15 protein-coding genes and 1 pseudogene are annotated in these 19,857 nt (G+C 42.0%); 9 read left to right on the forward strand and 7 right to left on the reverse strand.

What is annotated here, in order from left to right; all coding sequences use genetic code 11:
- Positions 1-54 precede the first annotated feature (54 nt).
- From ACPUEY_RS08180 to rsfS, 5 genes are all read left to right on the forward strand, one after another.
- Positions 55-2,865, forward strand: coding sequence for a GacS-like sensor histidine kinase (locus ACPUEY_RS08180; RefSeq protein ID WP_425121760.1), 2,811 nt, complete (start codon positions 55-57; stop codon positions 2,863-2,865).
- A 126-nt stretch (positions 2,866-2,991) separates the two neighbouring features.
- Complete coding sequence (locus tag ACPUEY_RS08185; RefSeq protein ID WP_425121761.1) at positions 2,992-3,780, forward strand: crotonase/enoyl-CoA hydratase family protein; 789 nt, start codon at positions 2,992-2,994, stop codon at positions 3,778-3,780.
- Between the two features lie 36 nt (positions 3,781-3,816).
- Entirely contained in the window at positions 3,817-4,683 is an 867-nt protein-coding gene (locus ACPUEY_RS08190) for an NAD(P)-dependent oxidoreductase (RefSeq protein WP_425121762.1), read from the forward strand.
- A 34-nt stretch (positions 4,684-4,717) separates the two neighbouring features.
- A complete protein-coding gene (locus tag ACPUEY_RS08195; protein WP_092820287.1) occupies positions 4,718-5,512 on the forward strand; it encodes a hydroxypyruvate isomerase family protein in 795 nt (264 codons plus the stop codon).
- A gap of 77 nt (positions 5,513-5,589) precedes the next feature.
- Positions 5,590-5,991, forward strand: a complete 402-nt coding sequence (gene rsfS, locus ACPUEY_RS08200) for a ribosome silencing factor (RefSeq protein ID WP_092820286.1) — start codon at positions 5,590-5,592, stop codon at positions 5,989-5,991.
- A gap of 100 nt (positions 5,992-6,091) precedes the next feature.
- Here the strand turns inward: rsfS and ACPUEY_RS08205 are convergent, their stop codons facing one another.
- The 5 genes from ACPUEY_RS08205 to ACPUEY_RS08225 all read right to left on the reverse strand — a co-directional run bounded on the left by ACPUEY_RS08205 (position 6,092) and on the right by ACPUEY_RS08225 (position 11,359).
- Positions 6,092-6,712 carry a hypothetical protein gene (locus tag ACPUEY_RS08205; protein WP_425121763.1) on the reverse strand — a complete coding sequence of 207 codons (621 nt, stop codon included), beginning with the start codon at positions 6,710-6,712 and terminating at the stop codon, positions 6,092-6,094.
- Positions 6,713-6,733: 21 nt separating this feature from the next.
- On the reverse strand, positions 6,734-8,068 hold the full coding sequence (locus ACPUEY_RS08210; protein ID WP_425121764.1) for an ammonium transporter: 1,335 nt from the start codon (positions 8,066-8,068) through the stop codon (positions 6,734-6,736).
- Positions 8,069-8,438: 370 nt separating this feature from the next.
- On the reverse strand, positions 8,439-9,893 hold the full coding sequence (locus tag ACPUEY_RS08215; RefSeq protein WP_261183227.1) for an NAD(P)(+) transhydrogenase (Re/Si-specific) subunit beta: 1,455 nt from the start codon (positions 9,891-9,893) through the stop codon (positions 8,439-8,441).
- 3 nt (positions 9,894-9,896) lie between these two features.
- Positions 9,897-10,220: a proton-translocating transhydrogenase family protein gene (locus tag ACPUEY_RS08220; protein ID WP_092820282.1), complete on the reverse strand. Its 324-nt coding sequence runs from the start codon at positions 10,218-10,220 to the stop codon at positions 9,897-9,899.
- Positions 10,221-10,231: 11 nt separating this feature from the next.
- Positions 10,232-11,359, reverse strand: a complete 1,128-nt coding sequence (locus ACPUEY_RS08225) for a Re/Si-specific NAD(P)(+) transhydrogenase subunit alpha (RefSeq protein ID WP_092820281.1) — start codon at positions 11,357-11,359, stop codon at positions 10,232-10,234.
- Positions 11,360-12,336: 977 nt separating this feature from the next.
- Here ACPUEY_RS08225 and ACPUEY_RS08230 point away from each other — a divergent pair.
- On the forward strand, positions 12,337-13,263 hold the full coding sequence (locus ACPUEY_RS08230; protein ID WP_131274378.1) for a DMT family transporter: 927 nt from the start codon (positions 12,337-12,339) through the stop codon (positions 13,261-13,263).
- Between the two features lie 188 nt (positions 13,264-13,451).
- The gene (locus ACPUEY_RS08235; protein ID WP_425121765.1) at positions 13,452-14,639 is read left to right on the forward strand and encodes an MFS transporter; all 1,188 of its coding nucleotides are present in this window, start codon (positions 13,452-13,454) and stop codon (positions 14,637-14,639) included.
- A gap of 59 nt (positions 14,640-14,698) precedes the next feature.
- Here the strand turns inward: ACPUEY_RS08235 and ACPUEY_RS08240 are convergent, their stop codons facing one another.
- Positions 14,699-15,343, reverse strand: coding sequence for a hypothetical protein (locus tag ACPUEY_RS08240; protein WP_425121766.1), 645 nt, complete (start codon positions 15,341-15,343; stop codon positions 14,699-14,701).
- 1,044 nt (positions 15,344-16,387) lie between these two features.
- Here ACPUEY_RS08240 and ACPUEY_RS08245 point away from each other — a divergent pair.
- Together ACPUEY_RS08245 and ACPUEY_RS08250 are read left to right on the forward strand one after the other, a co-directional pair.
- Positions 16,388-17,149 carry a glycosyltransferase family 2 protein gene (locus ACPUEY_RS08245; RefSeq protein ID WP_425121767.1) on the forward strand — a complete coding sequence of 254 codons (762 nt, stop codon included), beginning with the start codon at positions 16,388-16,390 and terminating at the stop codon, positions 17,147-17,149.
- Positions 17,150-17,473: 324 nt separating this feature from the next.
- Positions 17,474-18,574, forward strand: a complete 1,101-nt coding sequence (locus ACPUEY_RS08250) for a hypothetical protein (RefSeq protein WP_425121768.1) — start codon at positions 17,474-17,476, stop codon at positions 18,572-18,574.
- Between the two features lie 192 nt (positions 18,575-18,766).
- On the opposite strand, the pseudogene wecB reads toward ACPUEY_RS08250, so the two are convergent.
- Positions 18,767-19,818: pseudogene (wecB, locus tag ACPUEY_RS08255) on the reverse strand (non-hydrolyzing UDP-N-acetylglucosamine 2-epimerase).
- Between the last annotated feature and the right edge of the window lie 39 nt (positions 19,819-19,857).

Here is a 19,857-nt window from a genome sequence, read left to right on the forward strand (position 1 = left end):
ATTTTTTACAAAGCGTGCTAAACTGCGGTGCATAGGGAATCAACTGCTTTAACCATGTCAAATATCAATAAAAAGTTATTTAAGCGTCTACATTTAAATCATGCTTATGGACAACTCATCGCCATGATTTTTGTCCCCATTATGGTTTTGGCATGTGTGGGGGCATTGCTGGTTTTATCCGAAACATCCAATGCCTCACGTGCGCAGCAACGTCAGATGGCTATTGCGATTGTGACCCGCTATCAGCTTACCGCCGAAGCTGCATTCGATCTGCTCAACCGCTATCCATGGCAATATGATCAGGCTCGTAATACCCTGCAAGTGATGCTGGATGAAAAACATCTCATTCGTGCCGCAATTATCGATCCCCAAGGCAGAAACCGTTTAAGTATTGGTTTTCAGGATCAGGAAGCTTGGCCCAAGATTGACGCTAAAGCCGATTTTGTCGGGCCTATCCTGCATAATCACAATCATATCTATGCCTTAAAAATTAATGAACATACCGATAACCCGGCCACACTGGTAATTGAGCTGGATAACCAGCCCCTGGAAATTGCCCACTACCGGGTCATGATTGTGCTGATTGCCACCGGCCTGCTGACGTTATTGCTGCTGTTACTGTGCCTGAATTTCTACTCACGGCGCTGGATTGCGCCAATGTACGAAATCCGGATGCAGTTACAGCGCCTGAATGCCGACACGCTTGATCAGCACATGGTGATTAACAGTACCGGGGAATTGCGCTTATTGCAGCGCGATATTGCCAACGTGGTGAAACGCCTGCACTTTAGCTTTCTGGAACTCAAAGAACATACCGAACAGACCGAAGATGATTTGCGCCGTACTTTAGATACCCTGGAAGTTCAGAACATTACCTATCGTCAGGCACGCGACCAGGCGATTTCAGCCAACCAGTCAAAGTCGGTGTTTCTGGCCAATATCAGCCATGAACTGCGTACTCCCTTGAACAGTATTGACGGTTTTATTCATTTATTGCTGCGCCAAGGCAACCTGAGCAATGAGCAGAACCTGTATTTGCAAACCATCCGTAAATCATCTGCGCATCTGCTGGCGCTGATTAATGACGTGCTGGATTTCTCCAAGATTGATGCCGGCAAGCTGGAACTGGAAACGGCCCCGTTTGACCTGGAAGAAGCCATTTTTGACGTGATGGATATGCTCTCGCCATTGGCTGCGCAAAAGTACATCGATATGGCATTCTATTATGCCGACAATGTGCCAACGCAAGTCATTGGCGATGCCTTACGCTTCAAGCAGATTCTGACCAACCTGATTTCCAATGCCATCAAATTTACCCCAGATGGCGAAATTATTGTCCGTGCCCGCATGGAACATGACGATATCGGACAATGCCTGTTGCACTTTAGCGTGCAGGACAGCGGCATTGGCCTGAGCGGTACAGACCGGAAAAAACTGTTTGAATCCTTCTCGCAAGGCGATGCTTCAGTGACCCGGCAATTTGGCGGTACAGGGCTTGGCCTGGCCATTTCCAAACAGCTGGTGCATTTGATGCAGGGGCAAATTGGCTTTGAAGACAACCAGGAACGCGCGCCGACTGAAAAAGGCTCTACCTTCTGGTTTACCGCCATGTTTGTGGTGGATGAAGACATTGAAATTGTGCATCCGCACTTTGAACAAATGCAGGTGGTTTCCTATTTGGCCCATCCTGCAACCGCCAACATTCTGCGCCATTATCTGGAAAATTATGGTGTGCATCATGTCGAAACCGGTTCGATTCTGGACCTATTCAGCCAGCTGAATAAATTCCCGACCAACGATGAAAATACCTGGCTGATTGTCGACCATAGCGGCGATGGTGAAGCGCTGCTGAAAGAAATCCGTCAACGCTACCACGGCAATATTGCCGTGTATGGCTATCAGATGGCGCTCGATCCAAACATGCTGAACGATTACCGCGCCCGTCCGCTGTATCAGCCTTTAAGCCGTAGTGCCTTGATTCAGCTGCTCAGCAATCAGCCTGTTTTCGAGCAGGATGTGCATGAAGAGTTTAATGGACAAGGTTTGCATGTACTGGCAGTGGATGACCATTTACCGAACCTGATTGTTCTAGAAGCATTGCTTGCAGAGCTGAATGTCACCACCACCAAGGCATTAAGCGGTCAGGAAGCCATTGAAATTATTCAGCAGCGCATCGAGCAGGAGTTGCCGGCATTTGATGTGGTGTTTATGGATATTCAAATGCCGGTGATGTCCGGAATTGATACCACCCGTGCCATTCGCTCGCTAGAGTCGACCCTGGAGAATCATAAGCGCCTGCCGATTATTGCCCTGACGGCACATGCCCTGGCCGATGAAAAACAGAAACTGTTGCAGGTCGGTATGGATGATTACGTCACCAAACCGATTCAGATGGAACAGATTATTCAGATTCTGACCCACTGGACCTCTGAAAGCTTCAAAAAGGCGAAAAGCATCGAGAAGTCCATTCTGATTGAAGCGCTGGATCCCAATATTCTGGACTGGCAACAAAGCCTGCAACTGGCGGCCAATAAAGAAGATCTGGCCATCGATTTACTGCAAATGCTGATCGACAGTTTCCCGACAGAACTGGATGAAATGCAGCAGTTGATTGAAATGGAAGATTTTCCGCAACTGGAACATGTGCTGCACCGCTTATATGGGGCGACCCGCTATGTCGGTGTTCCTCGCCTGCAGGAAGTCACCGGTGGATTTGAACAGTTTGTTTCTTCCTTACGTAAAGAACGCCGTAAGGCGGATGAAGCCTTTATTCAGGAAACTCTGAAACGCTTTGACGAATTGCAGTCGGTCATTCAGCAGGTTGAACAGGCTTCACAGCAAATTTTGAACAAACAAAGTATTTGAAGGACTTATTCAAATTTTGGCAGTAGCGTCCATCTTTAGATGTGACTCTGCTGTCATGTATCGCGGCATGTATCAGAGAAATACCCGTGTTATGCTCAAAACCATATAAAAATACAGGTCTAACCCATGGCTTTACTTCGCATAGAAAAAAATAATGGCATCGCCACCGTTTCCTTAAACCGTCCAGAAAAGCGCAATGCCATGAGCTTTGCTTTATTACGCGAACTGGTGCATGTCGCCAAACAAATTAAAATGGACCGCTCCATTCGCTGTGTCATTTTAACCGGCGAAGCGCATGTCTTTAGTGCCGGAATTGACCTGTCCGATTTAAATGCGCCAAAAAATACCGCTTATGCAGCCTGGGAACTGCTTAAACCGGGACAAAGCCTGTTCCAGAAAGCTTTTTTAATCTGGCAGGAACTGCCTGTACCGGTCATTGCGGCAATGGAAGGTTATTGTCTGGGTGCCGGCATGCAACTGGCTTTGGCAGCCGATATTCGTATTGCCCATCCGGACACCAAGATGTCGATTATGGAAAGCCGCTGGGGACTGGTGCCGGACATGGGACTGACCCGTTCCATTAAAGGCATCATTAGTGTCGATCTGGCCAAAGAACTGACCTTGACCGGGCGTATTTTTGACGCCAGCTATGCCAAAGAGATTGGTTTGGTGACGCATCTGGATGAATCACCCATGAGCAAAGCCCAAGCAATTGCAGAAGAAATGCTGCAACGCTCTCCGGATGCACTGGCAGCCGCCAAACAGGTTCTTGATGCCATGCAACATGAACCGAAAAAATCATTACGCCTGGAGAAAATCTGGCAATTGAAATTACTGTTGGGCAAAAACAGTAAATTGGCCCGTAAAAAAGACAAGAACCCGGAAGTTCAGTTTTTACCGCGCCAATATAAGTAAAATAGTCCAATAACAGCATGGTCCAGAGAAAAACACATGAGTTTTGATCGCAATACAAAAATCGCATTCCTAGGCATGGGCCTCATGGGCAGCCGCATGGCGACCCGGCTGATTCAGGCCGGTTTTGACGTGGCGGTATGGAACAGAACGGCATCTGCCTGTGACGTGCTGATTGATATGGGCGCTACGGCCCTAGACTTGCAAAATATTGGGCAATATCCGGTGATTCTGACCTGTCTGGCCGATGATGCTGCCGTACAGGCGGTGTTTGATCACATCCAGGATCAACTCACTGCGGGTCAAGTGATTGTGGACTTCTCCAGTTTATCTGTGGATAAAACCAAAGCTTTGGCACTGCAGGCACAAAACCAGCAAGTGCAATGGATTGACTCGCCTGTTTCCGGGGGTACCGCAGGTGCCGAACAGGGCACACTGGTGATCTTTGCCGGTGGCGACACGCAAACCATTCAGGATTTATCGCTGATTTATAATGTGCTCTCGCAACGTGTGACGCGTATGGGCGAAACAGGTACCGGGCAAGCCACCAAAATCTGCAATCAGCTGATTGTTGCAGCAAACAGCACCTTGATTGCAGAAGCAGTAGCCTTAGCCAAACAGGCCGGTGTAGATACCACCTTGCTTGCCCCTGCGCTTGCCGGTGGTTTTGCCGACTCGAAACCGTTTCAGATCTTAAGCCCGCGTATGGCAACGCATACTTTTGAGCCGGTGCAATGGAAAGTACAAACCCTGTCCAAAGACCTGAATAATGCCATGCAGCTGGCTGAACAGTTCAATTTAAATATTCCTGTCGCAAAACAGGCTCTTTCACAATTGAAAACCCACCAAAATAACGGCTATGCTGAGGCTGACCTGGCAACTGTCATTCAACTGGTTGAATCTTGAGCAGACCATTTCTTAGCACGCAAGGAGTAACAGCATGATGAAGCTGGCGGTAAATTTATCCATGATTTTTACTGAAGTACCTTTGATTGAGCGCTTTGCTCTGGCGCGCGCGCACGGATTTCAGTATGTGGAAATTCAGTTTCCCTATGAACTCAGCATTGAACAGATTCAGACTCAACTGACCCTGCATGATCTTGGCTTGTGCCTGATTAATGTACCTGCAGGTGACCTGATGCAAGGCGGCAATGGGCTGGCTGGCGTACCGGGTCAAGAAATTGAATTTCATCGTGCCCTGGAAAAGGCCATTGAATATGCCACCGCACTGAATGTATCCAGTGTGAATATTTTGGCTGGCAAGCAACCGCTCGATTCAGATCTGTTGCCTTGCCTAAATACGCTGGCAAAAAATTTAAAACTGGCCTGTTCCATGTTTGCTGTACACAACATCCAGCCGGTGTTTGAAATGATTAATGGCACCGACATGCCGCGCTTTCTGGTACAGAATATTGCCCAGGCCCAGGAGATGCTGGAAGCTGTACGACACCCTGCGCTGAAAATGCAATATGACTGCTATCACATGGCGATGATGGGTGAAGATGTGCTGCAAGGCTTAAAGGAAAATATTCAGGATATTGGGCATATCCAGTTTGCAGACTGCCCGGGACGTCATCAGCCTGATACTGCACAAATTCCATACGCAGACATTTTTCAATGGTTAAGCCAAAGTCCCTATACGGGTTTCACCGCGGCAGAATACAAGCCCCAAGCGCATTCCAGCCATTCCTTTGCCTGGAAAGATAAATATTTTGCAAAACATCCACAAAGTTAAATTATGAACAGATTTGAAATTTAGCCCCAAAACCGCTATATTACACAGTGAGATATTGTCCGGAAATTAAACCTTTTATGAATTTAGAACCATCGCCCAGCGCTTCTAATTCTCTCGAACACGCAATGAATGCTCATGCTAAAGATGTACAAGCTTGCTTAAAAGTTGTACATGAAGCCCTCTTAGATGTAAAAGCAAAAGATATTCTAGAACTTGATGTCAGCTCAATCAGCAATGTGGCAGATGCCATGGTCATTGCGAGTGGTACATCAACCCGTCACATTAAAGCCCTTGCAGACAATGTTGCTGAAGAAGCACGTAAAGCAGGTTTCCGCCCTCTCGGCGTTGAAGGTGAACGTGATGCCGAATGGATCCTCATCGATCTTGGTTTTGTTGTCGTTCACGTCATGCTTCCAACAGCGCGTAAATTTTACGATCTGGAAAGCTTATGGCGCGCAACTCCAGAATCAGTAGCCTAAATTAAAAAAGCGACCTTCAGGTCGCTTTTTTTGTGCTGCTGTTTTGGGGATGCCCAGCCTGAACTTTAGACCGAACATCCACTCCATCCAGATTAATCCACTATAATAAGTGATGTAAATCCACAGAAGGATATTTGCTCTTGATGTCCATTTTCACCCGTGCATAGACCTGATCGGCCTTGCTTGGCCCATAAAATTCGCAATAGCATTCATAGGATGCAGTAATCACCTGAGCATAACTGGTAAGCGGCAAACATTCCGTAAAAGCAGCATCATTCAGATTCGCGGATTGCTGAATGGCAATGCCTAGGGCTTGGACATGATTTTTCACTTCCGCATTAAAATCATTCAGATCAGCTGCAGCTACTGTCTGCACCACCCCATTAATCAAATCAAAAAAAGCATCGGAAAAATCGGCTGAAACCGGCACCTCTGTCAGCACTTCCGTTTGCACTTTCGGCTTGGTATCCAGTAGCACCTGTTTTTCAACCGCCGACATTTCGCATAACACCTGTTTCAACATTTCCTTGCGCTGAACACGCAATTCATCGGTATTGCAAATATCATTCATAAAACGGTTGAGTACAAATGAAGGCTTGTCGCCATACTCCTGTTCCCAGTAATTCAACACCCGTTCCAGTACAGTTCCTTGCAAATAATGGCTTAAACCGCGTTCAATTGCCTGTTTCTTTTGCATCACAGTGAGTAATTCATTTGGCATAGCTAAACTCCCCTTTTTGGTTTAGTGGCGTTTGGTAATATCATCTGTTTCAAAAGTCACATCGCGCTGAAATTCAGGATAAGACAGCTCGGCATGTTCAGTATAATCCAGACCGCGCTGTTCATGTTGCGTGCCAACACGCAAACTCCCCAGCATTTTCTTCAGCACTTTGAAGGTAATCAGCGCGATTCCAAATCCCCAGGCAAATGCTGCCAGTACCCCTAGCACCTGAATGGAAACAATTTGCGAGTTGAACATATCGGCTTCAAAAAACAGGCCTGCAGCTACGGTTCCCCACGCCCCGCAAAAACCGTGTACCGTCACTGCATCCACGACATCATCCAGTTTTAATTTTTCCATTAAGACCGGCAAGGTACTTACCAGCAAACCTGCAATGGCACCGGTAATGACGGCAAAAAGTGGCGACATGGTTGCACAACCTGCCGTAATACCCACCAAACCGCCCAATGAGGCATTAATGGTGGTCTTCATGAGGATTGCCTTGCCACGAACCAAGGCATACAGCATATAAGACACTGCAGCAGCACAAGCGGCCAGATGGGTATTTAAAGCAATCCGGCCAATACTGACATTGGCATTCACCGTGGATGCCGCATTAAAACCAAACCATGCAAACCACAAGATAAAACCACCCAAGGCTACCAAGGGCAAGTTATGTCCCGCTAAAAAATGACTTTGTCCATTACGACCAAAACGTCCCAAGCGCGGCCCCAAAACAATGATTCCGGCCAAAGCGACCCAACCACCGATGGAATGCACCACGGTTGAACCGGCGAAGTCGATAAACCCCAAGGCCTTTAACCAGCCTGTACCCTCAAAAATACTGCCCCATGCCCAACTACCAAAGACAGGATAAATAAGGCCACTGACCACGGCAGCAACGACAATATAAGCGACAAAGTGAATACGCTCCGCCATGGCACCACTGGCAATTGTGGTTGCAGTAGCGGCAAACATCATTTGAAAGAACAGCAGATTCCAATGCCAGCCATCCATGTTATCGGGTGCAAAATGACTGGTGCCAATCCAGCCCGAAGCGTTCATGCCGAACATCAGCCCAAAGCCCACCAACCAGAAGACCAATCCCCCCAGACAAGCATCCATATAGTTTTTCATTAATACGTTAACGGTATTCTTGCTGCGTACAGAGCCACTTTCTACCATTGCAAAACCGGCCTGCATCAAGAACACCAGAATCCCGCCGATGACCACCCAAACGCTGTCGAGTGATAAACGTATTTCTTGAATATTGGCTGTGTTTGTCGCAGCTTCACTTGCAAATGCAGGTAGTGAACAGACGCATAACAGCAATACTAGACACTTTATTATTTTCATGAACAGTCCCCCTAAAACTGAATCACAAAAATGCAAAAGAAATGCCAGATTATCGAGATTTATCTTTTTATTTAAAAAGGCCGGCAAATGCCGGTCTTAGCACAACTTAATTTCTAAAAATATCACTAATCAGCAATATCTATTTAGAAATAAACAGTTAATTGCCATTTTATAAAGCATTTTTGTAATATCGCTTGATCAGACAGCACCAAATAAAACAAGAAACCATATCCTTATAAAAATGTATCCTGCTCTATTCTTCAATTTAATTATTGAAAAGTCATATATTCTAGAAACAAAAAACCACCCGAAGGTGGTTTTAATCTCCCTAAATCCCTCTTTATGAAAGAGGAACTTTTGAAGCGTGGATTTAGTGACCGCCGCCGTTAATGGCTTTAGTCATATCTTCCACAACTTTCTTGGCATCACCGAAAATCATCATGGTTTTTTCATTATAGAACAAGTCATTGTCCAGACCTGCATAACCGGTTGCCATAGAACGCTTGATCACCATAATGGTACGCGCCTTATGTGCTTCAAGAATCGGCATACCATAAATTGGTGAACTTGGATCATCTTTCGCTGCCGGGTTGACGACGTCGTTTGCACCAATGACCAACACCACATCAGTTGCCGGGAAGTCAGAGTTGATTTCATCCATTTCCAGAATGTCTTCATAAGCCACGTCAGCTTCAGCAAGCAATACGTTCATGTGACCAGGCATACGACCTGCAACCGGGTGAATTGCAAAGCGTACTTTAACGCCTTGTTCTTTCAGGATTTCACACAGTTCTTTTACGGCATTTTGTGCACGGCCTTGAGCCATACCATAACCCGGAACAATCACTACGCTGTCTGCATTTGACATCAGGAAGCCTGCATCATCTGCTGAACCTGAGCGGTGGTTACGCTGAACCTGCTCGCCCTTGTCACCAGAAGCCACTGCTGCACCACCCATTGCACCACCAAACAATACGTTGATGATTGAACGGTTCATGGCTTTACACATGATGTAAGACAGAATTGCACCTGAAGAACCTACCAGGGAACCGGCAACAATCAGCATATTGTTTTCTAAAGTGAAACCAATACCTGCTGCAGCCCAGCCAGAGAATGAGTTCAACAGTGACACCACAACCGGCATATCGCCACCACCGACCGGTGCAATCCATACCCAGCCAAATGCAAGTGCAAGTGCAGTCATTACCCAGAAAGATGTCATGTCGCCGGTTAAGAAGAAGTTGATACCACAACCAAGCATTGCCAGGAAAATAATCGCCTGTACCGGCTTAACCCAGCCACCCGAAATGGTTTTCGCCCATTTCTTCGCAGCCAGTTTACCGTAAGCAAATACGGAAGCTGTAAAGGTGATTGCACCCACGAAACAACCCACGAACAATTCAAATAAGTGAACGCTGCTCATATGTGCATGCTGAACACCAGCTGCTGTTAACGCCGCTTCATTCTGTGCAAATAACGCTGTTAACTGGTTGTTATGCAGAATCGCGGCAATGGCAATCAATACCGCAGCCAAACCAACCAATGAGTGCATCAAAGCAACAGTTTCTGGCATTTGCGTCATCGGTACGGTACGTGCACGGGCAATACCCACAACAGCACCAAGAACCATTGCACCGACAATCATCCAGATCACAGGATGTTCAGCCACAAAGAAAGTCGTGATCACGGCAATCGCCATTGCGATCATACCGTAACGGTTACCGGCAATCGCAGTTTTTGGACCCGACAAGCCGCGCAGGGTCAAGATAAAAAGAATGGCACCGATCAAATAGAACCAATTGGCATATTCTCGAATAAATTCCATTGATTAGCCCTCTTTTTTCTTTTGCTTTGGCTTAAACATTTCAAGCATACGTGCAGTCACGGCAAAACCACCGAAAATGTTGATACTTGCCAGGAACACTGCAACCGCGCCTAAAATGCTCACGATGTTTACGCTTTGAAAAGCCACGTTGGCATCGACACCAATCACTGGCAAGCCTACGGTTTGAATCATTGCACCAACGATAATGATCGAAGACAATGCATTGGTTACCGCCATAAGTGGCGTATGTAAAGCAGGTGTTACGCCCCAAACCACGTAGTAACCTACGAAGATGGCAAGGACGAAAATTGTAATCGTTTCAACCATGATGACTCTCCTTAACCACGCTTCAGCAGTACTTGACCGCCATGAGTTACCAGAAGGGCTTTTTGAATTTCCTCTTCCGGATTGATGGCAAAGTTTTTCTCTGCATCAAACAGGGTATCAAGGAAATTAAAGACGTTACGTGCATACAGTGCTGAAGCTTCAGTCGCAACTGTAGAAGGAATATTTGGAATACCCAAAATGGTCACGCCATTATCCGTCACGACATTTTCACCGCACTTGGAACCTTCCACGTTACCGCCAGACTCAACCGCCATATCCAGAATGATTGAACCCGGTTTCATTTTGGCCACTGTTTCAGCACGAATTAAACGCGGTGCATCACGACCCGGTAAAAGTGCAGTAGTAATCACGATGTCCGCATTGGAAACAGCTTTATCGACAATGACCGCTTGGTCTTTGATGTATTGCTCACCTGGCATCCATCCATAACCGTTTTTAGCAGCGTCAGCAGCTTTCTGCTTTTCTTCATCCGACATTGGCACATCGAGCCATTTACCGCCAAGCGATTCGACCTGGTCACGTGCAGTTGGACGTAAATCAGTTGCTTCAACCACAGCACCTAAACGTTTTGCCGTTGCAATCGCTTGCAGACCGGCAACACCTACCCCCATAATCACCACGCGGGCCGGTTTTACCGTACCGGCAGCCGTCATGAGCATGGGGAACATGCGTTGATATTCTGCTGCCGCCAAAAGTACCGATTTATAACCAGCCAAGTTAGCTTGAGAAGACAGCACGTCCATGTTTTGGGCACGGGACAGCGTACGCGGCAAAAGCTCTAATGCAAATGCAGAAACCTGCTGCGCTGCAAACTGATCCAGCTCAGTGTTGCGATACGGGTCAAACATCGCAATTACTGCGGTATTTGGCGCAAGTTTTTGAATTTCTTCGCCTTGAGGGGCACGAACTTTCAAAATAATCTGACTGCCGGTATAGGCATCATCCGTAATTTTGGCACCGACCTGTTCATAGGCACTGTCAATATAAGCGGCTTTTACCCCTGCTCTACGTTCAATGACTACAGTATGACCAGCACTGATCAACTTCTTGACTGTTTCTGGCGTTGCCGCCACACGATTTTCACCGACAACAGTTTCGGTTGGGATTCCGATCTGCATGAGCGTTCCTCAAGCTAATTTTTCTTAAGTAAACATCGCCGTAAGCAATGTTTCCCCCTAGATGCGTTTTTGTTGAATTTTTGGATTCTAATTGAACTTTTTTAAATTACCACCCAATATTTATTTAATAAATACCCATATTTTGAACTGGTGATTCATAAAAATAATCATACGATATATCATTTATAGGTTTAGCATTTATTTCAGCTGTGCTGAATGACTTTAACTACCACGCTCAACATTTAATGTTTGGCTTTACTTAAATACCTGAGTCGAAGCCGTCCTACCTGACCAAAATCCGAGATTGATCTTTCTGACAATATAGCCTTGCTGACTTGAATTTATTTCCTCCCTCAAATTGCCTGATTTATTTATAAAATTATTAAAATTAAATGGTTTTTTTTATTCATTGACTCTGGTGACATCTGAAAGGCTTTTTTTGTCCTCAAAAACATCAGTCACTGAAAAACTCGTGCTGCGGCGATTGCATATTTTTACAACGCTAAAAAATAGATAATTTTCTTATTTTTATGCTTTTTTTGCTCTTTTATGTTTATTCGTCCTAAGTCTAATCCGATTCAAAATTTAATAAATATTTTTTTCCTCGTCATTTCGCATGATGATGTTTTAAATTTAATCAATGGGATGCGCGCATTTATTGCACCTATTTGGTGCAAATAATCAGCTTTTAGGCTGATTCCCGACTTTTTACACACAAATTCACTGATCTTTAGCCTAACAAACCCTTAGCAGAAGTATTGTCTGGATAAAATTTATTCAGGACTGATTGCCCGGATTTCTAACTTTCGCAGAAAATTGTAGCGACGGATAAACATCAGCCTGAGTTTAGCGATCAATTATTCCATACAGGAATCATCACCATCATATTTTTGCATTTAACCTGGGCGGCTAAAAACTTTATAATTCACATTTAGTGCCTGATTGCTCTGATCAGCAACCCTCATCAAGTAGATAAAATGAAACTGAGTCTAACCAAAACACAACTGGGTTCATTGTTTGCGATCTGTGCTGCTTTCCTGTTTAGTACCAAAGCCATTTTTATCAAGCAAACCTATGCCCTGTCACCTCTGGTGGATGGCACAGTATTAATGGCTTTGCGTATGGCCAGCGCCTTACCGTTTTTTTTACTGCTGTGCTGGTTCAACCGGCATCACAATAAAGCGCTGGCAGCGAAAGATTGGGGTTTATTGATTGTTGCAGGGCTAATAGGTTACTACTTTTCAAGCTGGCTGGATTTTGTCGGTCTGATGTATATCAGTGCCTCTCTGGAACGGATTATTCTCTTTCTCTATCCAACCCTGACCGTTTTGGCTTCCAGCGTGATCTATAAACAACGCTTGAGCCTAAAAAGCCTGTTTGCTATCGCTTTAAGTTATGGCGGTACGGTTATTGTGATGTTGCAGGAACAAAGTAATGTCCCGCATGAAGGTCATTTCTGGCTGGGAGCAAGCCTGGTCTTTGCCAGTGCAGTATGTTTTGCTGCCTACTTACTGCTGACCCCACGCCTGATTCAACGGTTTGGTTCATGGAATTTTACCGGTTTGGCCCTGAGTATTGCCTGTATCGGCACCTTAACCCACTATTTTGTTGCCACACCCCAACCTCTGAACTTACTGTCTCAGCTTCCTTCCAGTGTAATCTGGTATGGAGTCGCTTTAGGCTTTCTGGTCACCGTGTTGCCGACCATCCTGATGGCGCAAAGCATTGCCCGACTGGGTGCTGCGCAGTCTGCCATGATTGCTTCGATCGGGCCGATTCTGACCATTATCTTGGCCACCATTTTTCTGGGTGAGCATTTAAATGCCATTCAATGGCTGGGCTGTATGCTCAATATTGTTGGCGTCATGATGATCACTCTCTCTAAAAAGAAATTCTCACATTAATTTTTGTTCGGTCTGATTCAAGCCTTGTACAACCTAAAAAATACGGCTTTTAAAATAGCCACAGGACGCCGAATAAAGACCGCTTTTCCCTTATATTTGTACGTCCAGACTGATAGCGCTTGCTATACTCTGCAGGTACATTGCAATGCCGGCAAATTTTGTCTGCATGAAACAAAACAAGGATGGTTATGAAAACTTCTCTCGACATCAGCCAGGATAAATCTTTGCTCTGGCTGATGGCCATAGCCTGTGGTCTGTGTGCGGGAGCCAACTATTATTGCCAGCCTTTAATCCATTCCATCCAGCAATATTTTCATGTTCCTGAATCACAAGTTGCCTTAACCGTGACGTTTGCCCAGGTATCCTATGCACTGGGCTTGCTGTTTATTGTTCCAATGGGTGACATTGTCAATAAAACCAAATTCATTCCTTTACTGATGATCATGGCGGCCATCGGTTTATTTCTATGTGCTTTTGCCGTCAACTTACCCATGCTTTGGCTGGGAACCATGATTACGGGACTATTTTCAGTTGCGGCACAAGTCCTGATTCCTCTAGCCACCATGGCCGTCAAACCGGAAAAAACCGGTGAAGTGGTAGGTTTCCTAATGAGCGGACTGCTGGTCGGACTGCTGCTATCCACCAGTCTTGCGGGTTTAATGTCTAACCTGTTCAACTGGAAACTGATCTATATGCTCAGTGCGGTATTGATGCTGATTTTGGCTTTTCTACTCAAAGCCAGACTGCCACACATTCCCATATTAAAAATGAGCTATGCGCAAATTTTTAAATCCATGGCAATTTTACTGAAACAGGAGCCGCGTTTAGGATTTCGTTCCTTGATTGGCGGTTTTGTATTTGCTGCCATGAGTACCCTGTTTTCGACCATTGCCGTTTTGCTGACCTCATCCCCGTTTTATCTCTCTGATGTGCTGGTCGGTGTTGTAACTTTGGTGGGGGTATTCGGTGCATTGTCTACGTCTAAAATTGGCAAATTTGCCGATCAGGGCCATACTCAATCCCTCACCTGGATAGGTCTGTTCACCCTGATTTTGAGCTGGATTTTTCTTTATTTCGGTGGGCAATCTCTGCCAAGCTATATTTTGGGTTACGGCGTCATCAGCCTGGGTCTGACCATTGTGCACACCAGTAATCAAAATATTATTTTCCGTTTACGTCCAGATGCTAAATCGAGGATTAATTCTATTTATATGACCTCTTACTTTATTGGTGGGGCGTGCGGTTCCGCATTGGGCGTTTATTCATGGCATCATGGTGGCTGGAGCATGACCTGTCTGGCAGGATGGGTTCTGGTGCTCTGCGCTGCCTTTTTTGCCTTTCTGGATATGCGCTATCACTCTGCTGCCTCCACTTAGGCATAAAAACTGGCAAATAAAGAATTTTCTGCCCGACTCGGCTGATTGCAAAATAGAATTTAACAAACTTGTACGACGGGATAAAACGGTTTGCCCAAATCCAGACTATGCGCATTTTCTAGCAGCACAAAGATAAAGGTCGGTAACAAGGCGGCCAGAATATTACAGGCATCCTGCAATTGCCGGCGATTGACCGAACTGTTATAGGTGGCACCGCCATGAATGATCTGATTGCGCAAGGTATAAAGACGATTAAAAACAATAAATAAAATATCTACAGAGGCTTTTTCCTGTAAGGCTTTGTGGACTTTTTTCTTCTCCTGTTCAAAACCTTCTTTCCAGCTGTGCTGGCTGATTTTTTGATTCTGATAATCCCAGAACTCCTGATACACATAGGGATTTTCTAGAAGCAGACGGATGGGCTGGCTAAATTTATCCCAAAGCACATGATAAATTTTATGTTCCCGATCTTTCTGACAAATTAAATATAAAAACTGCCTGAATGTCTGCTTGTCCTGATTGAAGGCAATATCTTGTGCATAAATAGCATTAAATGAAATCCAGAGACTCATGAATTTAAGATCAAGGTCGCTATCGAGTTCGAGTGATTTTTTTAACCAGCTTAAGCCGCGATGAATTCTCAAGTTGAAATAATCTGAATGCTCTGCCTTTTTACTTTTAAAAACTTCTTCCAAAATGAACATTTATATTTTCTCTATCCATTATTCTTTTCTTTATAAGAACATACTGAATTCGAGAAATTTCCACAATATAATCAAAGCACTCAATATTCATTTTTTAATGAATAATCAGTACATTTGAGCCTGTTGCATTTTTTGTTTCTGCTCTTGTCTTGGGGCTTTAAGCAGACAGCAGATATAAACCGTGCTTCGGTCGTACTGATAACGGATTGGATAAATTGTTTTCTTTATATTTTAAGTCAAATGGTTATGTTACGAAGTTCAAGAATAAAGCGTTATAATTCAAGTCAGGAATAAAGATTCACTAAACTTTTACACTAATTATTTAATTTGCTCTACTGAGCAAACAACAGCAACACAATTATCACGAATCTTTGATAGCAATGAGAGTCAAGATCAAATTACTCATTTGTATATGATCAATCTTCTATAAATAATAATTTATGGAAATAAGCCGTACCGAGATTGTCGAAAACCTACTTTCCAGAAAAGAATGTCGCGATGACAAAATCAAAATAGACGCCTAAAATTAAAGAGCGTACGGTACACTTAGTTAGTGAATGCGAGAATATCCATCAACCTGCTGGGCTACAATCACTGCACTCGCTTAAGTTCGAATGTACTCTTGTAGTACTTCTACCTTGATATAAAAAAGTATCCAGATCAACAAAAATCAATTACTGTTTAATCAACAATGCATCTCAACTTAAATATGAGAACAAAGAACTCCAACAGGTAAATGAAACTCTTCATAACGCTGCAGCCTTTTTTCGCCTAGGCAGAGTTTGACTATCCACAGCAATAATAATTAATTTCATTCAGAAAAACAAAATGCTCAATGGTGTTGAAGCTATCTGAAACTTTTGCTGATTGCACCCTTACGAAACAATGCTTTTCATAGCTTAAATTCTGCTTTATAAAGAGCTGCTTTAACTTTTAAATATTTATACATCCAAAATCATGAAAAATTTTATATAATTTAACTCGCCCAACTTAAAAAAAAGCAATAGAATAAACTTAAATCTTTTAATTCGTTAAATATATAATATGGGTTTAAATATTGATATTTCTGTAATAACACCAGCCTACAATGCTGAAAAATTTATTACCAGAACATATAATTCTCTTAAAAATCAAAAATTTAAAAAATTTGAATGGATTGTTATTAATGATACCTCCAATGATAGAACTGAAGAATTAATAAAAGAATTTATTACTGAAGCACATTTTAAAATTATCTTAATTAATAACATTGAAAATGTTGGTGTGGCAAAAAGTCGAAATAATGGATTAGATTTAGCAACAGGAAAATATATTTGCTTTCTTGATGCTGATGATTTTTGGTCAGAAGAAAAATTATTGATACAGTTTCAATATATGAATGAAAATAAATGTTCAATAAGTTACATGGATTACCGACACGTAGATGATAAAGGGGAGTTTATAAAAGATATTATTAGTCCTATAGAATGTAATCGAAACTATCTATTAAAATCTAACTGCATTGGAACATTAACTTGCATGGTTAGTAAAGAGCTAATTAAAAATAGGAGATTTATAAAACATGGACACGAAGACTATATATTCTGGCTTGAATTACTATCAAGCACAGAAAAAGCTGTTAAAGTTATTACTGAAAAACCTTTATGCAACTATACCATATCAAAAAATTCCCTCTCAGGAAAAAAAATAAAATCAGCGCAATGGCAATGGAAAATTTATAGAAATATTTTACAAATAAATCTAATTAAATCTTGTTATTATTTTACTCATTATGCCGTTAAAGGACTATTAAAGCATAAAATTTAGTCGTGCATTTTGAGGAAAATAAATTGGCTTGATAGACAGCTTTATTACATTAAAAATTTCAGTTTATTCAGGAATCCATAATTATTTATATGTAAATTTAACTAGATCAATTTATTAATGGGAACCTAATAAAAAAATTAGGTATGATTATTAACACCATAAGCTCACCTTAAGACTTTATTAAAAATAATTATTTATTCGTGCTAAAATTTATTATTTCAATTCCTTAAGCAAAATTCTAATAAATTAATAAGTTTGTAGAAAAAATAGACTTTATAAGAAAGTCTATTTACAATTGAAAAAATTCTCTTTTTTGTTAATGATATGCTATTTTTCATTAGATCATATATACCTGACTTTGATGGTAAAATTCAAAAATACTTTAATGTTCTAGACACTTTAGAGATTTCTTATCGTTTTATTGGTTGGGATCGTATAGGGGAAAGTAAAAACAATGATAAAAATATTCTTTTTAAAAAAAAGGGCTATATAGGCGGAGGTCTAAAAAATTTTTTCAACCTTATTCTCTGGAATATTTTTATTTTTATTACTTTATGTAAACATCATAAAAAAATTAATATAGTTCAAGCGATTGATTTGGATACCGCATTGACAGCATTTATCTTTTGTAAAATTTTTTCTAAAAAAATGATTTTTGATATTTATGATAAATATACAGATACTCATGGGATAAATGGGAAATTTAAAAAAATTTTAGATAAAATTGAAAACTATCTCATAAAACAAAGTGACTTATGTATTTTAGCGGATGAAATAAGAAAAAAACAACATAGTGTTGATTCGAAAAATATTATTATAATAGAAAACGTACCAAGAGATACGAACCTACCGAATATAAATTCAGATAGTCAAGATAACTCAAAAATTAAAATTGGTTATTTTGGAGTTTTAGAGAAAAAACATCGCGGAATTGAACATCTGGTAAATTCAATAGCCGAAAGAAATAATTTAGAACTTCATATTATAGGCTATGGTCCTTTAGCTGACTTTATAAGTAATCAGCCCAATAAAAATATCATATTTTATGGTTCTGCTTCATTAAGAGAAGGACTTTCCATCATGTCTAAAATGGATATTATAGTAGGCATGTATTATAAAGATATATTAAATCATTTATATGCAGCACCAAATAAATATTATGAACACTTAATGCTAGGTAAAGCTTTTCTTACCACTAAAGACATTCCCCCAGGTATAAAAACTGAAAAATTTAATACAGGTTGGTCTATCTCTGAAGGAGAAGATAGTTTAAATGATTTCTTTGATAGTTTAATTAATAAAGAGCTGATAAAAATAAAATCAATCAATGCAAAAAAATTATGGGAAAATCACTATAAAAATTATTATGAAAACGTATATTTAGATTCATATGGAAAAATCATAAAAAATTTAAATATTAGTTAAGGTTAGGCAATATTTTTTAGTACTAATAAATATACATTATTCCATCTTATATCGATAAATAAGTGTCCACTTTATGTGGACACTATTGGACACTTCAATGTTGAGAAAAAAATGATGATTCAGCGGACTTCCCTGCTAAAGCCCACTTTTGAAAATATTCTATGGATACTTCTTCGCACGAACTAACTATATTTAAATAGCATCAAAATATTCTCTAAGAATTTGAACTATTCGCTCAGCTGCATGACCATCACCATACGGAGAAACACCACAAGCCACCACCTTATAAGCTGACTCATCATCAAGTAATCGCTGAGCTTCTTCAATAATTCGTTCGCAATTTGGTCCCACTAATTTCACTACACCCTGCTCTACTGCTTCTGGACGCTCGGTTTCATCACGTAGCACAAGTACTGGCTTACCTAATGCAGGAGCTTCTTCTTGCACTCCTCCAGAATCTGTTAAAATCAATATGCTCGTTTCATTACAGCAATAAAGGGTGCATACTCCAAAGGTTCACATAGAATGACATTAGGTAATTCTGCTAAAATTCATGAGCTACATCTTTAACATTTGGATTTGGATGTACTGGGTAAAGAAATTGAATATCTGAATTATTCTTAGCTAAAGTACGTAGTGCTTTACAAATATTTCGGAATGGTTCTCCAAAATTTTCCCTGCGATGTGAAGTTACCAATACCAGTCGCTTATCCGCTTCTATATCAATGGATAGCTCTAAATCTTTGACAGCACTCATCAACAATGCATCGATTACCGTATTACCTGTGACCACGATATCAGCATCTAGAATCCCTTCTTTTAGCAAATTCTGCCGAGAACCTTCAGTCGGTGCAAAATGCCAACGTGCTAATTTTCCAGCAATAACTCGGTAGCCTCCTCAGGGAACGGATTTTGCATATCTCAAGTTCTTAATCCTGCTTCAACATGTCCTATCGGAATACGATGATAAAACACGCCAGAGCTACAGTCATAACTGTAGTCGTATCATCCTGTACTAAAACAGCATCGGGTTTTTCACCTTGTAAAACCTCCTCCAAGTCTAATAATAATCTTGCTGTTAAAGTAGTTAATGCTTGATTGGGACGCATAATATCAAGATCAATATCGGGTTCTATACCGAAAAATTGGTTGACTTGATCAAGCACTTGTCGATGTTGAGCCATTACCGACACTCGAACCTCAGCCCATGGTTCAGATTTTAGTGCCAAAATGATTGGTGGCATTTTAATGGCTTCAAGGTGGGTACCTACAACGCAGAGAAT

This window comes from Acinetobacter sp. G11, from assembly GCF_049808495.1.
GTDB classification, from domain to species: Bacteria; Pseudomonadota; Gammaproteobacteria; order Pseudomonadales; family Moraxellaceae; genus Acinetobacter; species Acinetobacter kookii.

Bases quoted from the DNA above. Each gene is read 5' to 3' on its own strand.
- ACPUEY_RS08180 (WP_425121760.1), top strand. From the start codon at position 55: ATGTCAAATATCAATAAAAAGTTATTTAAGCGTCTACATTTAAATCAT.
- ACPUEY_RS08185 (WP_425121761.1), top strand. From the start codon at position 2,992: ATGGCTTTACTTCGCATAGAAAAAAATAATGGCATCGCCACCGTTTCC.
- ACPUEY_RS08190 (WP_425121762.1), top strand. From the start codon at position 3,817: ATGAGTTTTGATCGCAATACAAAAATCGCATTCCTAGGCATGGGCCTC.
- ACPUEY_RS08195 (WP_092820287.1), top strand. From the start codon at position 4,718: ATGATGAAGCTGGCGGTAAATTTATCCATGATTTTTACTGAAGTACCT.
- rsfS (WP_092820286.1), top strand. From the start codon at position 5,590: ATGAATTTAGAACCATCGCCCAGCGCTTCTAATTCTCTCGAACACGCA.
- ACPUEY_RS08205 (WP_425121763.1), bottom strand. From the start codon at position 6,712: ATGCCAAATGAATTACTCACTGTGATGCAAAAGAAACAGGCAATTGAA.
- ACPUEY_RS08210 (WP_425121764.1), bottom strand. From the start codon at position 8,068: ATGAAAATAATAAAGTGTCTAGTATTGCTGTTATGCGTCTGTTCACTA.
- ACPUEY_RS08215 (WP_261183227.1), bottom strand. From the start codon at position 9,893: ATGGAATTTATTCGAGAATATGCCAATTGGTTCTATTTGATCGGTGCC.
- ACPUEY_RS08220 (WP_092820282.1), bottom strand. From the start codon at position 10,220: ATGGTTGAAACGATTACAATTTTCGTCCTTGCCATCTTCGTAGGTTAC.
- ACPUEY_RS08225 (WP_092820281.1), bottom strand. From the start codon at position 11,359: ATGCAGATCGGAATCCCAACCGAAACTGTTGTCGGTGAAAATCGTGTG.
- ACPUEY_RS08230 (WP_131274378.1), top strand. From the start codon at position 12,337: ATGAAACTGAGTCTAACCAAAACACAACTGGGTTCATTGTTTGCGATC.
- ACPUEY_RS08235 (WP_425121765.1), top strand. From the start codon at position 13,452: ATGAAAACTTCTCTCGACATCAGCCAGGATAAATCTTTGCTCTGGCTG.
- ACPUEY_RS08240 (WP_425121766.1), bottom strand. From the start codon at position 15,343: ATGTTCATTTTGGAAGAAGTTTTTAAAAGTAAAAAGGCAGAGCATTCA.
- ACPUEY_RS08245 (WP_425121767.1), top strand. From the start codon at position 16,388: ATGGGTTTAAATATTGATATTTCTGTAATAACACCAGCCTACAATGCT.
- ACPUEY_RS08250 (WP_425121768.1), top strand. From the start codon at position 17,474: ATGCTATTTTTCATTAGATCATATATACCTGACTTTGATGGTAAAATT.